Source organism: Lewinellaceae bacterium, assembly GCA_020636105.1.
Classification (GTDB): domain Bacteria; phylum Bacteroidota; class Bacteroidia; order Chitinophagales; family Saprospiraceae; genus BCD1.
This window is the reverse complement of the sequence record JACJYL010000002.1, coordinates 1,051,845-1,069,112: the sequence shown is the minus strand read 5'-3', so window position 1 is coordinate 1,069,112 and position 17,268 is coordinate 1,051,845. Positions and strand designations below refer to the sequence as shown.

13 protein-coding genes, 1 tRNA gene and 1 pseudogene are annotated in these 17,268 nt (G+C 42.6%); 12 read left to right on the top strand and 3 right to left on the bottom strand.

What is annotated here, in order from left to right:
* Positions 1-85: 85 nt before the first annotated feature.
* On the bottom strand, positions 86-1,723 hold the full coding sequence (locus H6571_21365) for an NAD+ synthase (GenBank protein ID MCB9326303.1): 1,638 nt from the start codon (positions 1,721-1,723) through the stop codon (positions 86-88).
* Between the two features lie 191 nt (positions 1,724-1,914).
* The gene (locus H6571_21360) at positions 1,915-4,674 is read right to left on the bottom strand and encodes an insulinase family protein (GenBank protein ID MCB9326302.1); all 2,760 of its coding nucleotides are present in this window, start codon (positions 4,672-4,674) and stop codon (positions 1,915-1,917) included.
* Between the two features lie 170 nt (positions 4,675-4,844).
* Here H6571_21360 and H6571_21355 point away from each other — a divergent pair, with 170 nt between their 5' ends.
* From H6571_21355 to H6571_21330, 6 genes are all read left to right on the top strand, one after another.
* Positions 4,845-5,267: an OsmC family protein gene (locus tag H6571_21355; GenBank protein ID MCB9326301.1), complete on the top strand. Its 423-nt coding sequence runs from the start codon at positions 4,845-4,847 to the stop codon at positions 5,265-5,267.
* A 144-nt stretch (positions 5,268-5,411) separates the two neighbouring features.
* A complete protein-coding gene (locus tag H6571_21350; GenBank protein MCB9326300.1) occupies positions 5,412-5,873 on the top strand; it encodes a MarR family transcriptional regulator in 462 nt (153 codons plus the stop codon).
* Between the two features lies 1 nt (position 5,874).
* The gene (locus H6571_21345; protein ID MCB9326299.1) at positions 5,875-7,029 is read left to right on the top strand and encodes a homogentisate 1,2-dioxygenase; all 1,155 of its coding nucleotides are present in this window, start codon (positions 5,875-5,877) and stop codon (positions 7,027-7,029) included.
* A 297-nt stretch (positions 7,030-7,326) separates the two neighbouring features.
* Complete coding sequence (hppD, locus tag H6571_21340; protein ID MCB9326298.1) at positions 7,327-8,451, top strand: 4-hydroxyphenylpyruvate dioxygenase; 1,125 nt, start codon at positions 7,327-7,329, stop codon at positions 8,449-8,451.
* Positions 8,452-8,724: 273 nt separating this feature from the next.
* Entirely contained in the window at positions 8,725-9,525 is an 801-nt protein-coding gene (locus H6571_21335; GenBank protein MCB9326297.1) for an FkbM family methyltransferase, read from the top strand.
* Between the two features lie 124 nt (positions 9,526-9,649).
* Positions 9,650-10,921, top strand: a complete 1,272-nt coding sequence (locus tag H6571_21330) for an alpha-hydroxy-acid oxidizing protein (GenBank protein ID MCB9326296.1) — start codon at positions 9,650-9,652, stop codon at positions 10,919-10,921.
* A 150-nt stretch (positions 10,922-11,071) separates the two neighbouring features.
* On the opposite strand, the gene H6571_21325 is transcribed toward H6571_21330, so the two are convergent.
* Positions 11,072-11,557: a RecX family transcriptional regulator gene (locus tag H6571_21325; GenBank protein MCB9326295.1), complete on the bottom strand. Its 486-nt coding sequence runs from the start codon at positions 11,555-11,557 to the stop codon at positions 11,072-11,074.
* Positions 11,558-11,712: 155 nt separating this feature from the next.
* Between H6571_21325 and H6571_21320 the strand changes: the two genes are divergently transcribed.
* The 6 genes and pseudogenes from H6571_21320 (at position 11,713) to H6571_21295 (ending at position 17,115) form a co-directional block, all read left to right on the top strand.
* A complete protein-coding gene (locus H6571_21320) occupies positions 11,713-12,522 on the top strand; it encodes a mechanosensitive ion channel (GenBank protein MCB9326294.1) in 810 nt (269 codons plus the stop codon).
* A gap of 355 nt (positions 12,523-12,877) precedes the next feature.
* Positions 12,878-12,951: transfer RNA gene (locus H6571_21315), tRNA-Ile, on the top strand.
* 190 nt (positions 12,952-13,141) lie between these two features.
* Entirely contained in the window at positions 13,142-14,317 is a 1,176-nt protein-coding gene (locus H6571_21310) for a phage integrase SAM-like domain-containing protein (GenBank protein ID MCB9326293.1), read from the top strand.
* A 470-nt stretch (positions 14,318-14,787) separates the two neighbouring features.
* A pseudogene (locus H6571_21305) lies at positions 14,788-14,985 on the top strand (site-specific integrase).
* Between the two features lie 185 nt (positions 14,986-15,170).
* Positions 15,171-16,217: a hypothetical protein gene (locus H6571_21300; GenBank protein ID MCB9326292.1), complete on the top strand. Its 1,047-nt coding sequence runs from the start codon at positions 15,171-15,173 to the stop codon at positions 16,215-16,217.
* 337 nt (positions 16,218-16,554) lie between these two features.
* Positions 16,555-17,115 (top strand): hypothetical protein, encoded by a 561-nt coding sequence (locus tag H6571_21295; protein ID MCB9326291.1) that lies wholly within the window; start codon positions 16,555-16,557, stop codon positions 17,113-17,115.
* Positions 17,116-17,268: the final 153 nt, after the last annotated feature.

The following is a 17,268-nucleotide window of genomic DNA, read 5'->3' as shown; positions in this document are numbered from 1 at the left end:
TCACATCATCGAATCATTTCATCATCGAATCATTTCATCATCGAATCATTTCATCATCGAATCATTTCATCATCGAATCACCGCATCAAGCCAGGTATTTCCCCACAATAGGCATCCGCCTTCCCATGCCAAAAGCTTTCGGCGAAACCCGCAAAACCGGGGCCGTCTGGTAGCGTTTGAATTCATTGATGTTTACCAAACGTAATACCCTGCGCACCAGTTTTTCTTCAAAACCCATTGCAATGATCTCTTTTGGCCCTTTACGTTTTTCGATATACTGGAAAAGGATCTGGTCGAGGTCTTCATAGGGAGGCAGGCTGTCGCTGTCTTTTTGATTGGGTCGGAGTTCTGCTGAAGGCGGTTTGGTGATGATGTTTTTCGGGATCACTTCTCCGTCTTTATTCATATATCGGGCCAGTTCAAAGGCTTCCATTTTATACACGTCGCCTATGACCGACAATCCACCGCACAAATCGCCATAAAGAGTGCCATAGCCAACGGCCATTTCGCTTTTGTTGGTGGTGTTGAGCAGGATGTGTCCGAATTTGTTGGAGAAGGCCATGAGCAACATTCCACGTGCGCGGGCCTGTAGATTTTCTTCAGCAATATTGAAAGGTAGTCCTTCGAAATAAGGCTCCAGTGTTTTTTCGTACGTTTTGTAAATAGGTTCGATCTCGATGATGTCGTATTCAATGCCCAGGTTTTCAGCCAGCTGGCGGGCGTCGTTCACGGAGTGGTCACTGGAAAACTGGGAAGGCATTAGCAATACCCTGACGTTTTCTTTACCGAGCGCGCGGGTAGCCAAAACAGCGACCAGCGCAGAATCGATTCCTCCTGACAAGCCCAGGATGGTCTTTTTGAAACCGAGTTTACCAAAATAATCTTTTACCCCCAAGACAAGGGCATCATGGATCAAAGCTGTCTTGGACCATTGCTGGCCGGCATTTTCTCTGCCTTTTTGAACTTCTTCGAGGTCGTAATACTGAATGCATTCTTCAAAATAGGGCAGTTCATCGTAAAGCCTTCCATCCGGTGCATAAACCAGGGAACCTCCATCGAAGATCAGTTCCGTTTGGGCCCCCACATGATTGACATAAAAAATAGGCAACCGGTAGCGTTCCACGTTGGTTTTGACGACATGTTTGCGTTCAGCAGCCTGTTTGTAACTGAAAGGAGAAGCCGAGAGGTTGAGCATAAAATCAGGCTGGTAAGGCATCATTTCATCCATCGGACAAATGGTGTACAAAGGGTTTTCATTGCCGATGTTCCAGATGTCTTCGCAGATGGTGAGGGCGATGCGTTTGCCTTTGTAGGTAACTACCCCGAATTCCGAGGCCGGTTCGAAATACCGGTATTCATCAAAAATATCGTAGGTAGGCAGGAGGGTTTTGTTCTGAATGAATTTCACTTCACCGTCGGCCAGGAAAAAGGCTGAATTGAAAAGATCTTTGCCTTCGATGACAGGATTCTTTCGGGGAGCACCTACCACAATGGCAATTCCTTTGGCCTCTTCCGCCAGTTGTTGGATGGCTTTGTCTGCCTGGTGAATGAAGTCGTCGAATTCCAGGAAATCCCGCGGCGGGTAACCGCAAATGGCGAGTTCGGAAAAGCAGATCAGATCGGCACCGGCGGCTTTGGCCTGGCGGCTGGCCTGGATTATTTTTTCAGTATTTCCTTCGAAATTACCGATGTGGTAGTTGAGTTGAGCAATGGCTATTTTCATTCAAGTAGCGTGTCATTGAGTTACAAAAAAGGGATCGTGATACAAATATACAACACTTAGTTTAAAAACAAAACTAAGTCTTGTATATTTATTTTCCAAAATAAAACGGACAGCCTCTTAGGGAAACTGTCCGTTCGATTTTTTAACCGAATGAAACTTGCCTGGAGCCAGGCAGGTTCGGCGGTTACGATTTAACTTTTCTCAAAATCACCGGCTTTCACGTAAATGAATTTTTCCGGATCCTTGAGATATTTTTTCATGGCTGCGTTCACTTGTTCCACGGTAAGATTAGAAACTTTGGTTTCCAGTTCCGCGGCTTTTTGCATATCCCGTTTCAGGTAAAGATTGTTTTCCAGTGAAGAGGCGAGGCTTCTGTCGTTAGAGCGGCCCACTTCGCTTTGCTGGAGCCATCCTGTTTTGGCGGCTTCGAGTTCTTCTGCCGTAAAGCCTGATTCGATGACTTTGGCAATCTCTTCTTTGAAAGCCTGCTCCAGTTTTTTGGCGTTCTCCGGAGCGTAAATGGCGTAAGCTCCAAAGATAGCATTCTCATCTTCTTCCCTTGCGTTGAAGAAAGACCCCACGCCGTAACTCAGTCCTTCGTCCTGACGGATACGGGTCGCGAGCCTGGAATTGAGAAAACCTCCGCCGAGCATGAAATTACCAAGCACCATTGCGGGGTAATCTTCATTTTCCTGGCTGATGGGCATGGTGATTCCTGCGAGGAACATGGCATTGGCCTTATCCGGAGTGATCAGTTTTTTATTGGCTGGTTCTGTTTCTTTATATTCAGAAACGGTACGTTTGAATTTTTTCGGGCTTTTCCAGTCACCGAATTCTTCCACAGCAAGTTTTTCAATTTCCGCTTCATCAAAATCACCTACTACTGACATGGTAGCGTCGGTAGCGCCATAGAAGTCTTTATAGAAAGATTTTACTTCTTCCAGTTTTAAAGCTTTAATGGCATCAATGGATTCCTCCATTGACTTGGTATAACGAGGATCTTCTTTGTCATAAGGGCGAAGCAACTGGCTGAAAAGCGTACCGGCTACGGCCTGCGGCTCTGACATTTGTGATTCAATGCCAGACAGTTGTTCTTCCACTAGTTTATTGAATTCTTCTTCAGGGAAAGTAGGCTGTTTCAACATTTCCCCTACCAGTTTGATCACCTCTGGCAGATACTGGTTTTCTGTTTTTATGGTAGCGGTAACGGTGTTTAATGAACCGGAAATATTAACAGTAGCCTTCAGTTTATCCAGTTTGTCCTGGATGGCTTCGCGGCTCAGATTTTCCGTTCCTTTAGTCAGCATTTCAGCAGTCATGCTGGAGATCTCAGATTTTCCTTTAAAATCATCGAGGGTTCCAAAACGCAAAACGATCCTTGCATCAACGGCATCTCCGCGGTTTTCCTTTTTCAACAGGGCGATTTCCATTCCGCCATCGGCAGTTATTTTTTTTGTTCTGCTGTCAATGTTTGCCGGGGAAGTATCAAATTCTTCTCCCGTGGCGATGGCTTCTTTTCCTTTATATCCTCTTACGAGTGAAATAAGATTTGGAGCATCTGGAATTTCAGCACGGTCCGGTGCTTCTTCAGGGATAAAAATACCCACGGTTCTGTTCGATGGCTTATAATATTGCTCGGCAACATACAAAACGTCATCCACGGTTACTTTTTCGATATTGTCCCTGAAAAGGAATAACAATCTCCAGTCTCCCTGGGCAATGTATTCGCTCAGCAGGAGTCCCACCCGGTTGGCATTGGTAAACTGCATAGTCCAGTTTTTGAGAATCCTGGACTTGGCACGTTCCACTTCTTCCGCGGTAGGTGGATTTTTGGAGATGTTGTCCAGGGTTTCCAGCATGGTGTTTTTGGCTTCTTCGAGGGAGTTTTCTTTCCTCACGGTGGCACTGAAATAAACAAAGCCCCCTTCTTTCAAACCTGGAGCAAAACCCCACTGGCTGGAAGCTTTTTTGGTTTCCACCAAAGTTTTATACAAACGGCCGGAAGGTTCATTGGTCAGCACTTCATCAAGTACGGCCACGGCGGCGTAATCCTGGTGGGATCCGGGAGGTGTGTGATAAGCGCACGAAACGGCCTGAACGTCGCCTACTCTTTTAAGTGTAACGAGGCGTTCTCCGTCCTGGGTGGGGTCTTTGGTATAAGTTTCGAACAATGGATCTTTGGTACGATCCGGAGCCGGGATGCTACTGAAATATTGGTCGATGAGTCCGAGTGTTTTTTCCACATCGAATTTGCCGGCCACCAACAAAACCGAATTGTCTGGCTGGTAATATTTATGGTAAAAAGCCTGTAGGCGTTCGATCGGCACATTTTCGATGTCGGCTCTTGCTCCTATGGTGCTCTTTCCGTAGTTGTGCCACAGGAATGCGGTCGATAAAACGCGTTCCATCAAAACACCCTCGGGGTCGTTTTCACCGGATTCAAATTCATTGCGCACTACCGTCATTTCACTTTCAAGGTCCTTCTTGGCAATATAGGAATTGACCATTCTGTCGGCTTCAAGGTCGAGCGCCCACATTAGATTTTCATCAGAAGCTTTAAAAGTTTCGTAATAATTGGTCCGGTCGTACCAGGTCGTACCATTAGGTGAGGCGCCATGTTCGGTGAGTTCTGCCGGAATGTCCGGGTGATTGGACGTGCCCTGGAATACCATGTGCTCGAGCAGGTGTGCCATGCCCGTTTCTCCGTAGCCTTCGTGCCTGGAACCTACAAGATAGGTAATATTTACAGTGGTCGTAGGTTTGGATTGGTCAGGGAAAAGTAATACTTTCAACCCGTTTTTAAGCTTGTACTCGGTAATGCCTTCCACGCTGGCTCTTTTGCTAATGCCGGCTGGAATTTTTATTTCCTTTTCTTGTGAAAAAGCGGAGCCCGGTAATAAAAAAACGGCCATTCCGATCAACACTTGAAAAGCATACTTTGTTAAATTCATTTGAAATATTTTTATTATGATTAAAAGATGATTTCCAGGGGCAAAAGTAGAGATAATTCCAAAGGTAGAAAACAATTTAATATAGCGAAGCCTGGCTTTTGTATAAAAAATGACAACAATTATACCCGGATCAATAAAAAATTCATTCTCAAACAATAAACAACAAAAAAATGTTAAACACAGTTCATGTTAATTGGAAGGAAAAAATGCAATTCGATGCCACCGTTCCAGGGGGTGTCATTCCGCTCGATGCAGACGAAGCCGTTGGAGGGGAAGGTCAAGGGGCCAGGAGCAAACCTTTAATGCTTGCCGCTCTGGCTGGGTGCACCGCAATGGATGTAGCTTCCCTGATAAAAAAGATGCGCGCTGAGGTGGATGACTTCAGTATTGATGTCAGCGGAGATTTGACCGACGAACATCCTAAATTTTATAAAACCGTAAAAGTAGTCTACGACTTCTACGGGGCGGATATGAAAAAAGATAAAATTCAAAAAGCAGTGGATCTTTCTGTGGAAAGATATTGCGGTGTGATGGAAATGTTCAGAAAATTTGCCGAAATCGAGATCGTCGTTAATTTTCATGAGAAGGAGTAGTTTTTAGGCTGGAGTATTTTGACGGTGAGACGGTGAGACGGTGGACGGAATACGGTTGACCGCCGCGTTTGAAGTTAAAAGTTTGATTTTGTTTGCAAATAATTAGTATACTAACTATGTTTGCACTAACAAAATGACTGACTTATGGAAACCGCTGTACTGTTAGATAAAAAAGTGGCCATTTCTGCCGTTATCCTGGAGCGCACCGCCAAGCGGATGAAACGATTTTTCCAGGAACAGCTTGTAGCTGACGAGGCTGGCATAACGGTCGACCAATGGGTGATCCTGCAACAGTTGGACAAGGAGGACGGCCTGAACCAGTATGAAATTGCCAAGGCTGTTTTTAAGGATGCGCCCACGGTGACCCGCATTCTCGATCTCCTGGTGGATAAGGAACTGGTAGCCAGGATTCCCGATGTTAGTGACCGACGCCGGTTCAATATTGTATTGACCCCACAGGGAAAGGAAAAAGTGGAGACCGTGAGGCCGTGTATGAAGGCTGGTCGAGAAAGAGCCTGGGCAGGCCTTGATGATGAGGCCATTTCACAATTGATCGAAAGCCTGAACCAGGTTTTTGAGAACATTAAACAACCTAACCAATCATAAAATGCATTACCACAGCCTTGGCAAAATACCACCGAAGCGCCATACTCAGTTCCGCAAGGAAGACGGTACGCTTTACCATGAGGAGTTGTTTTCCACCATTGGATTCGATGACCTCTATTCTTTGATTTATCATTCCAATCCGCCGACACAGATCCTGCAGGTGGGCGATCCATATTCTGTGGCTCCTGAAGTGATCCATAGCAAGGACCTGAAACACCGAAGCCTCAAAGGGTTTAAAATTAAGCCTGAGGATGATTATCTCAAAAGTCGGAAAGCCGTTTTGGTGAACAGTGATTGCAAGATCATACTTTCTGCTCCGAAGAGCAGCATGACCGATTATTTTTTCAAGAATGCGGATTCCGATGAAATGATTTTTATCCACAAGGGAGAAGGCATCCTGAAAACCATGTACGGGCAATTGCCCTTTGGTTATGGTGATTATCTGATCATCCCAAGAGGAACGGTTTATCAACTGGAGTTTAAGGATGAGGACAACCGGCTTTTGATCGTGGAGTCTTCTTCCCCCATCACTACGCCTCGCAGGTACAGAAACCAGTTTGGACAACTGACGGAGCATTCCCCCTTTTGCGAAAGGGACATTCGCAAGCCGCAGGATCTGGAAACTCATGATGTGCAGGGGGAATTCCTGATTTACATCAAAAAACAGGATATGATGTATCCCTATTCCTATCTCAATCACCCTTTTGGGGTAGTGGGCTGGGACGGTTACCTTTATCCTTATGCTTTTTCCATTCATAATTTTGAACCGATTACCGGAAGGGTGCATTTACCTCCTCCGATTCACCAGACATTTGCCACCAAAGGGTTTGTTATATGTTCCTTTGTGCCCCGGTTGTATGATTATCACCCGCTGGCGATCCCGGCCCCCTACAATCACAGCAATATCGACAGTGACGAGGTTTTGTATTATGTAGACGGGGACTTTATGAGCAGGAACCATGTAGAAGCCGGTATGCTGAGCCTTCATCCGGCAGGCATTCCCCACGGGCCGCATATGGGAGCCGTGGAGCGCAGCATCGGACAGAAGGAAACCAGGGAACTTGCTGTAATGATCGACGCCTTCGCACCGCTGCAACTGACGAATTATGCCTTTGATATCGAAGACCCGGATTATTATAAAAGCTGGTTGGAATAAAACGGCAGACGGTTATTAGACGGAATTATTTTTAATTGAATATTACAATTGTTCGGAAATCTTTCTCTATTTCATTAATTATTAATCTAATGAGCGGTGAATTTTGAAAACACAAAAAATTAAAAACCAATACCTAAGGGAAATGTAAAATTTAGAATGATAAATTAAAAATGTAAAAGTGTTGATTTTCAGTGATTTACATGATTAAAATTGTCAATTTTTTTTTGAACTGTTCCTAAGCAAATCTTCAATGTTGTGTTTTTAAAATTCATCGTTTTAATACTAAAAAATAAAACCATGCAGACAGAAACATTAAACAGGCCGGAGACAAAAAAGGACCCTATGGCCCTGATCGGTACTGATCATGTTGAATTTTATGTATCCAATGCCAAGCAGGCGGCTCATTATTACCAGACGGCTTTTGGGTTTAATCTGGTAGCCTATAGTGGGCTGGAAACGGGAAATAAGGAAAAGGTATCCTACGTTTTGCAGCAGGGGAAAGTTCGTTTTATGCTTTCCTCCGCCCTGACCCCGGATCACTATATCGCCGAGCATGTGAAACTCCATGGTGACGGTGTGAAGGTACTTGCCCTTGAAGTAGAAGATGCAGAAATGGCTTTCAATACGGCAGTAGAACGGGGCGCCAAGGCTGCGATACCGTTGAAGGTATTGAAGGATGAATTTGGCGAAGTGCGTACGGCTTCCATTCATATTTATGGAGAGACTATCCATACTTTCGTAGAGCGTAAAAACTATACCGGTGCCTTTATGCCGGGTTTTGTGGCCAAAGAAAGCCTGATGGAGATCAAGCCGATTGGATTGAAATACATCGACCATTGTGTAGGCAATGTGGAACTGGGTAAAATGAACGAATGGGTCGAGTTTTACAAAAAAGTAATGGGATTCAATTTGTTGCTTTCTTTTGACGATAAAGATATCTCTACCGAATACACTGCCCTGATGAGCAAAGTGGTTTCCAATGGCAACGGGTATGTAAAATTTCCGATCAACGAACCTGCCGATGGCCGGAAGAAATCCCAGATCGAGGAATACCTCGATTTCTACAAAACGGCCGGAGTACAGCATGTGGCTCTGGCTACCGATGACATTCTTTATACCGTGGACCAGCTTCGTAAGAACGGTGTTGAATTCCTGTACGTGCCTGAGACTTACTACGATGACCTCAAGGAAAGGGTGGGAGAGATCAAGGAAGAAGTGGACGAACTCAAAAGGCTCAACATTCTCGTCGATCGCGATGACGAAGGTTACCTCCTTCAGATATTTACCAAACCTGTTCAGGATCGCCCGACGGTTTTTTATGAGATCATTCAGCGGGCGGGCGCAAAATCTTTTGGAAAAGGAAACTTCAAGGCTCTTTTTGAGTCTATTGAACGCGAACAGGAATTGAGGGGGACGCTCTAAGGATTTAAACGCAAGGGGCGCAAAGTTTTACGCAAGGTACGCAACGAACTTTGCGCCCTACTGCAACGCGAGAAGACACCTTTTTGCTATCGGTACCGTTAGGACATGCAACACGAGATGACACCTTTTTGCTTCCCTACTTTTGCTTTCGCGCTAAGATGTCACCTCGCATGTGTTCGAGATGACACCTTTTTGCTTCCCTACATTTGCTTTCGCGCTAAGATGTCACCTCGCTGTGAAACAATTATCAATTCTTATCCCTATTTTTGCCCCATGAATGCAAAACGACTCGTAAAATCCTTTGTGACCGGGCTGAGGGTGAAATTACTGGCTGCCAATCCGGCTATTGTACGTTGGTATTACTTAAAGTTATGGAAACCCCAACCAGGTTCCTTTGTCGAATTCCTTGACAGATTTTCCCGCCAAAACGAGGGTATATTTTTCATCCAGGTCGGCAGCAACGATGGCATTCAGCACGATCCGTTGTACAAATTTATCAAAAGGGACCGCTGGAAAGGGATTATGATGGAACCTCAGAAAACAGCTTTCTCAAAGCTCTCTTACGCCTATCCAAAAGGCAATGTCCATCTCGTCAACAAAGCCATTTCGGATAACAACGAACCTAAAAAACTCTACAAAATAGCCTTCACCGATCAGCGTTGGGCCAGCGGCATCAGCTCTTTTCTCCGGCAGCATGTGGAAGATCGCATTGCTGACGGGCATGTGGACCGGCAGTGCAAAAAATACGGGATCATCCCGCCTGAAAACAAGGAAGATTATATTACCTATGATGAGGTAGAATGCATCAATTTTCCCACCTTGCTCAAAGAATTTGCCGTTAAAAAGGTAGATTTACTCCACATTGATACCGAAGGGTTTGATTATGAGGTCATCAAGTTGTTTGATTTCAATTTATTCAAACCGAGGGTCGTGGCTTTCGAACATACTCATTTGTCGGATGCTGATTACCGTTCGTGTAAGCAATATTTGACGGAACTGGGATATGATTTGACTTTTTTTGATGCGGATACGGTGGCGGTGCAGGGTGGACGGTGGCCGGAGCGTAAAGCGTAGGGCGCCGCAGGGACGAGGACAGCAAGGGATAGGAGCAGAGCGGATAGCCCGGTGCCAACACGTAGTGGAAGGCATGATGCTTAATGATTGAAATTATCTTCTCTTAGATTTACAATAAACGTCCATGGAAAAACCCTATAAATTCTCCGCCCTCGACCGACAGAAAGAAATATTCATGCGTGGCATGGGCAACCGAAAACCTCTCGTGCCCGTAGCCTTTAGCCAATTGGAAGCTGAGGCTCAAAAGGTATTGTCTGAAGAAAATTATGCCAGCATAGCCGGAGGGGCCGGGCGGGAGCAGGGGGTGGCCAATAATACGGAGGCTTTCCGCCACTGGAAAATCGTACCCAGGGTGCTCCAGGATGTGTCTACCGTTGATCTGTCCATAGAATTATTCGGCCGGAAACTGGCTTCGCCTTTGATGCTGGCTCCTGTGGGTGTGCTCGAACTGGCTCATAAGAAGGGAGATGTGGCGGTGGCGAAGGCTGCGGCCCAAACCAGTACTCCGCTGATCATCACTAGTCAGGCTTCTTTTCCGATGGAGCGGATTGTGGCTGAAATGGGCGATACTCCCCGTTGGTTCCAGTTGTATTGGGGGAAATCCGATGCCCTGATGGAGAGTTTTGTGCAAAGAGCTGAGGCCACGGGTTGCGAAGCCATCGTTTTGACGGTGGATACCAAAATGGCCGGGTGGCGCGTGCGCGATCTCGACCTGGGGCACCTGCCTTACCTGCGGGGCAAGGGCATTGCGCAATATACGAGTGATCCTGTTTTCCGGAGCCTTATCGATGAGCCTTTGTCGGCTCCCATTGATAAGCCGACTCCCAGTCTTGGAGCCATTGCCACCTTAATAGCGCTCAACTGGCGGTATGAGGGTAATTTTTTCAGAAACCTTTTCACTGGTCTTCCGCTGAAAGCTGTGCGAAAATTTGTGGATATTTTCACTAATCCGGCCCTGAACTGGGAAGATCTAACCAAACTGCGGCAAGCTACCCAACTGCCGATACTGATCAAGGGTATTTTACATCCCCAGGATGCTCAAAAGGCCCTTGATCATGGGGTTGACGGGATCATTGTCAGCAACCACGGCGGCCGGCAGATCGATCACAATATTGCTGCCATTGAGGCCTTGCCGGATATCGTGAAGGTGGTTGATGGAAAGGTGCCGGTGATTATGGACAGCGGCATCCGTAGCGGGGCGGATATGTTTATCGCTATGGCGCTGGGGGCTTCGGCGGTTTGTATTGGACGACCCTATGTGTATGGGTTGGCGCTGGCGGGTGCGCGCGGGGTGGAAGAAGTGATCAAAAATATGCTGGCCGAGTTTGAGTTGACGATGCGGTTGTCGGGATGTGTGAATGTGGGGGAGATTAGAGGGTGTGTGAGGAGGGGGTAATGGGTTTCAGGTTGTTTCAGGTTGTTTCAGGAGTTCAAATTGTTCAAGGAGTTCAAATGGTTCAAATGGTTCAAATTGTTCAAGGAGTTCAAAGGTTCCGGCACTGCGTGAACGAGGATCTCTCTTCGGTCGATTTCAGGAGGGGGGGGATTATAGGGTGGATAAATTCTGTTGGTCGATTACTTTTTGGATGGATGGCATTTCGAAGCCCCTGCTTAGGGCGTATTGGATGAGTTTTACCTTTAATTTGTAGGGATCTGTTTCCGGGAGGCTATTTTTCTTTTTGATGATCACCTGTGTCAGGATGTCCAGGTAATCCTCATCGGGGATTTCTTCCATGGCCTTTTTTATACAATAGGCCGAAATTTTGCGGAATTTCAACTCCTGTTGGATGCGGATGCGTCCCCAGTGTTTGATGCGGAATTTGCCGCGGGCAAATGATTTTGCAAAACGTTCTTCGTTCAGGAAATTTTCACTGATGAGGGCAACGATGATCTCTTCCAGGTCGTCGCCATAGATGCCCAGGTCCAGTAGTTTGGTACGAACTTCCGAATGGCAGCGGTCCTGGTAGGCGCAGTAATTTTCCAATTTTTTCAGGGCATCCTCTTTAGAGATATATCGTTTCTTTTTATGCAAGATTTATGTTTTGTTTGTACCTTTCTGCCAAAGTTTTCGTCAACAAAAATAGTTATTCTTCGGCAAAACACTCAGTCTTCCTGTAAGACTTCTTAAATCGGCTAATTTTTTTCAACCATTTAATATTAACTCACTTATTAAAACTAATCAGCCTTATGAATTTTGATTTGGAAAAATTTTCAGAGTTACTCACTGTTTATGCCCCAAAAGTTGCGGGGGCGATTTTAACCTTTGTCATTGGTTTTTGGATCATCGGTAGGTTGACGACCTTCCTGGGCAGGACCATGGAAAAAAGGGGGGTGGATGCCACTGTCCATCCGTTTTTAAAATCGCTGGTTTCGGTAGGACTAAAAGTCCTTGTATTGCTGAGTGTCGCCTCGATGTTTGGCATTGAGACCACCTCTTTTGTGGCCATCTTTGGGGCGTTAGCCTTTGCCGTCGGAATGGCCCTCCAGGGAAGCCTCGGGCATTTCGCCAGCGGTATACTTATCTTAATTTTCAAGCCTTATAAAGTTGGCGATCTCGTTAATCTGGCCGGAGGCAATGTAGGTACCGTGAAGGAAATTCAAATTTTCAACACTGTGCTGGTAACATTAGACAACAAACATATCATCATTCCCAACGCTGTCGTCACGAGTAATGTCATGACCAACATATCCGGTCAGGGGATCATTGGGGTGGAACTCACTTTTGGAATAGGCTATAAAGATGATATAGATAAGGCCCGCGCCATTATTCTCAAGGTTGGGGAGGAGTGTCCCTGGATATTGAGCGATCCCGCCCAGGGGGTAGTTGTAGGGGAGCTGGGTGCCAGTTCTGTCAATCTCAACACCCGTCCATTCTGCAAAAGTGAGCACTACTGGGATACATTTTTCTACATGAATGAGCATGTGAAAAAAGCGTTTGACAAAGGAGGTGTCTCCATCCCGTTCCCGCAGATGGATGTGCATATGGGGAAGAACTAGTTGCTGGTTGCTTGTTGCCCCGACACTACGTATCGGGATGTCATTTCATTCCACTGGTTGCTTGTTGCCCCGACACTACGTATCGGGATGTCATTTCATTCCACTGGTTGCTGGTTGCCCCGACACTACGTATCGGGATGTCATTTAATTCCACTGGTTGCTGGTTGCCCCGACACTACGTATCGGGATGTCATTTAATTCCACTTGTTGCTGGTTAAAAAAAATGAATAACGAGCAACCAGCACGAGTAACAAGTAACCCAAAACTTTTTCGAACTAAACTTGCACAAAGTTGGTTTTATCTGTAAATTTGCATCCGCTTAAATAAATGAGTCGAATGAGACTCAAAAAAAGCAGGTTCCATAGCTCAGCTGGTTAGAGCATCTGACTCATAATCAGAGGGTCCAAGGTTCGAGCCCTTGTGGAACCACCGAACGTTTTTAGCGTAAGCCCTTATGTATCAATGCATAAGGGCTTTTTTATTGGTTATCAACGACTTACACGCCTTATTTTTTTACCTTCTATTTGGGTTTTATTGCCTCTTTTTGCGGTTAATTGCGGTTTTTTTCCTAACTTTCTTCTAACTTTTTCACAGATTTCTAACTTTTTAAATTTACCCTATGAGAGCTCAGGTAATGATCTGGACCTACAAACCCCGCAAAGACGGCACCTGCAATATAAAAATCTATGCCGGCTATAAAGGAGATAAAAAATACTTCAAGACAAAATTCCACGTTTTGCCTTCCCAATTTGATAAAAACAAAGGATTGGTCAAAAGAACCCACCCGAATCACCTCCGGATCAATGCGGCAATAGGGGAGGAGAAGAAGCGAATATTGGATCATATCATTAAACCCGGTGAAAACCTGAGGACTTTAGGAAAGGAAAAGAAGGAAAGTTTTATTGACTTCCTGGTGGAACACCGGAATGAAATTAAAAACGGCTTCACGGATCTTAAACAAAGCACCGCAAGAAATTATACTTCCCTGATTACCCGGATAACCCAATACCGGGATGATCGAAAGTTAAAGGACATTTCCTTTGAGGATATCGATATGGACTTTTATAAGGACTTTCAAAAGTTTTTGAGTGATGAATGCAATTGCGGCCTGGTAGGGTTTGGAAAACATATCAAGGTCATAAAAACGGTGATGCGTAATGCCCAGGAGTTGGGGTTGCATCATAACGATATCTACAAAACCAGGCTGTTTAAAAGATACAACGCCAAACCTTCCACCAAAATCTACCTGACAGAAGATGAAATAAAAGCCATTGAAGAATTGAATCTTTCCTTTGACAAGGCATTGGATAGAGAGCGGGATCGCTTTTTGGTCAGTTATTATTTTTTGATGCGGTATGAAGATTCCAGAACAATCCAGAAAGACTTTTTCTTTGAGCAAGAAGGAAAACATTATCTCAAATACAAGCAGGAAAAAACAGAAAGAGAATGTATTATTCCGGTCAAGGATAAGGCCTGGGAGATTCTTAATAAAAGAGGTTTTAATTTGAACTATGGAAGCAACCCACAAAGTAACCGGGATATAAAAACCATTTGCGCCCTGGCCCGGATAGATACGGAAGTAACCCAGGGAGAAGAAAGATTGCCTAAATGGAAGTTTGTCACCACCCACACCGCCAGGCGCAGCGCTGCCACAAATTTGGCTTTGCAGAATGTTTCGGTTAAAATAATTGCAGATCTCGGTGGATGGACCGATATTAGGACTTTGAGGATTTATTTGAGGGCTTCTGGGTTGGATTCGGCTTTGGTGGCTAAGGATTTGGAGTTTTTTAAGTAATTGTTTTTTGAAATTATTTAGACTAATTATTTATTTTACTTATTTTTTAGGATTCTAAAGGTAATTTCAAACAATTATATAAGTCCATTCGTATTTTAATTCAATATGTGTAAGCTTCCCCGAAAAAAGGTCAGTTCAAAAATAGAGAAAAAAATCCTAAACTGAGCTGTTATGAAAAAAAGTAAATTCACAGAAAGTCAAATTATCAAGATGCTCAAGGAGCAATATTCTAGTAGGGAGAAACAGGAAATTTTTTTCGAACAATCTGGAAGGCATTACCTGAAGTAGAAACAACAGAAAACTGGTCAGGAATGTATACTTACAGTTAAGATCGAAACTTGGGAAATCCTTCGAAAAAGGAATTTCGATTTCAACAATAGCAGCAGCCAGTAAATTAACAGAGATTTGAAACTTTTGAGTGCTTTGGTCCGTATAGATAAAGAAGAGATTCAAGGGGATTAAAAAGGGCAAAATGTAAATTTGTCACTACTCACACTACTCACACTGCTCGGGGCAGTTCGGCCACCAACCTGGTTTTACAGAATGTTTCTGTGAAAATTATAGCAGATTTGGGTGGATGGACTGATATTAGGTCTTTGAGGATTTATTTAATGGCTTCAGGGTTGGATTCGGCCTTGGTGGCTAAAGATTTGGAGTTTTTTAGGTGAGGGGTATTCTTTTTTGAAGCTTGTAAGTTGCTTTCACTTGAAATATGTGAAACCCTAATTAGAGAATATTTGAATACAAAAAAAATCATGAATTAAAAAAGAATAAATTTTCGAAATATTACATCTACTGGTTCCCGCCGCATGGGAAGTCTTTAGTATTTTTAATAATATATTTGAATAGAAAAATGTATAATAAAAGCGAGTCCAGGTTTATTGAAGAAATTAAAATTTTTGAAGAAGGTAGAGTTGTAAATATTTATAATGCTTTGGTTGAATTGTATTCAACAATGACATGTAATTGTTTCCTTAATAGTCAAAAACAATTAATTTATAAAAATCTTTTGAATACCATTGAAAATATTGAAGATGACTCATCTAACTTCCACTTAAGCCTTGTGAAAGGATTTGTTTACCTTCGGAATAATAATGAAAAAGCTGCATATAAATATTTAACAAATTCTATAGAATTAGATGATTCAATTGACTTAGCATATTCGATAAGAGCATTAATAAAACCTGAAATTAATTCGGCCTTTTCTGAAGATGCAAAAAATGCAGTTTTACTTAATCCTTCAGCAAGAAATTACTTTGTATTGGCAAATTCCTTTGATAAAAAGGATGAAAAGGATTTACAAAAATCTATTCTCTTTTTTGAAAAAGCAATTGAGCTTCAACCTGACTTTGCATGTGCATTTAACAACAGGGCAATTAGGTTTTTAGAATTAAAGAAAATAAACAATGCGATTAATGACTTTAAGCGCTGTGTAGAAATTGATCCAAACCATTGGGCTTACGATCCTCTTTTACGGTATTTAGATAATCAGGGAAGGTATTATGAAGCTCTGAAGTATGCAAAATTAGCTACAAAATATCATCCTTCTAATGAAAGATATTTATTTCGTTTAGGAATCTTTAATGCAAGATTAGAATACTTTGATGCTGCTATTTATCATTTTCAAAAGTATTTAAGGGAAAATCCTGAAAATTGGGCAGCAAAAAGAAATATTGAAATATGCAAAAGATCCTTAAGTAATGTAAAACTTATAACTGATGAATGGGAAATAGGTGACGATAATGATGACTTTGAATATATCGATGAAGACTCGAGAGAGAATTACGATAATCATGATTATGATAGAGATACCTTTAATGCTTTAACAGACGGTCAACTTGGTAGCTATGATGATTATAATGGAAGTATTGATGATGTAATGACATGGTTGGGTAGATAGTTATGGGAAATGTAATAAATCAAGTTTATACAAAAAGGCTGTTATTACCAAAAACTTTCAAAATAATCGAATAATGTAAACCAACCTTTCTAGGTTTAGAAAAAGAGTGAAAAAACTTCTTGGGATGGTCTTATGTTTGAGTTTTTCCAATATTAGTTAATGGGAATGTAGGCTACGGATATTATAATGGATTATTAATTTATTATCCTAGATAAAGTTGACGAATGCAAATAAAACATGGTTATTTTGGAGCTTGAAAGATAGTGGTTTTCGTAGATGGATTTGTAGTCTTTTTTCTAATTCGTGATTCTTTAAAAACATGTGAATATGATACTTTATGAATTACCTCAATGAATCAATAAAAACAGAATTTAAGTCTCCAATAAATTTAATTGCAAGTCTACTAACAATAATTAATTTCGCAATCACTTTTTGGAGCGAAATGACTCCTAGTGGACTCGAATTAGCACATCAAAATATTAGTTTTTCAAATATAGGTTTTTCATTTATTTTGTTAACATTAATGGTTGTATTTGTAGGCAATTTTTTGGCAAAATTATTCGTAATTGTGGATTCTTATGGGGAAGGCCCCGCAATGATTTATTCTTTTACAATTGCATTATTTTTTGCATGGATATTTATTTTCAATATTGACTGGTTAATAAAAAGTCCTCTTGCAGAATTCACAAATATTACAATTTGGGGTAAAAGAGTAATTGGTTTAATTGTTAATGTTTCTACTATTTTTATTTTTACTTATTTAGTTAAATACCAATGGCAAAAAGAATTTCCAGAGAAAAATTATTTTGATGATGAAGATGGTGTAATAAGTAAAAATGGCAGATTTTTTTTGGCTTACATATTAATGGTTGTTATATACTGGATGATGCAATCTTGAGCCATTGATCAAAGCAACCTTTCTGAAACAGCTAAGGATTAAGACAAAATTACGAATATTTTTTTGTAATTATGTCAATAGAAGACTGGAAAAGGGACTAAGATTAAAGCCTAAATATGTACATTATTTGTTATTCCATAATTAAAAATTAAA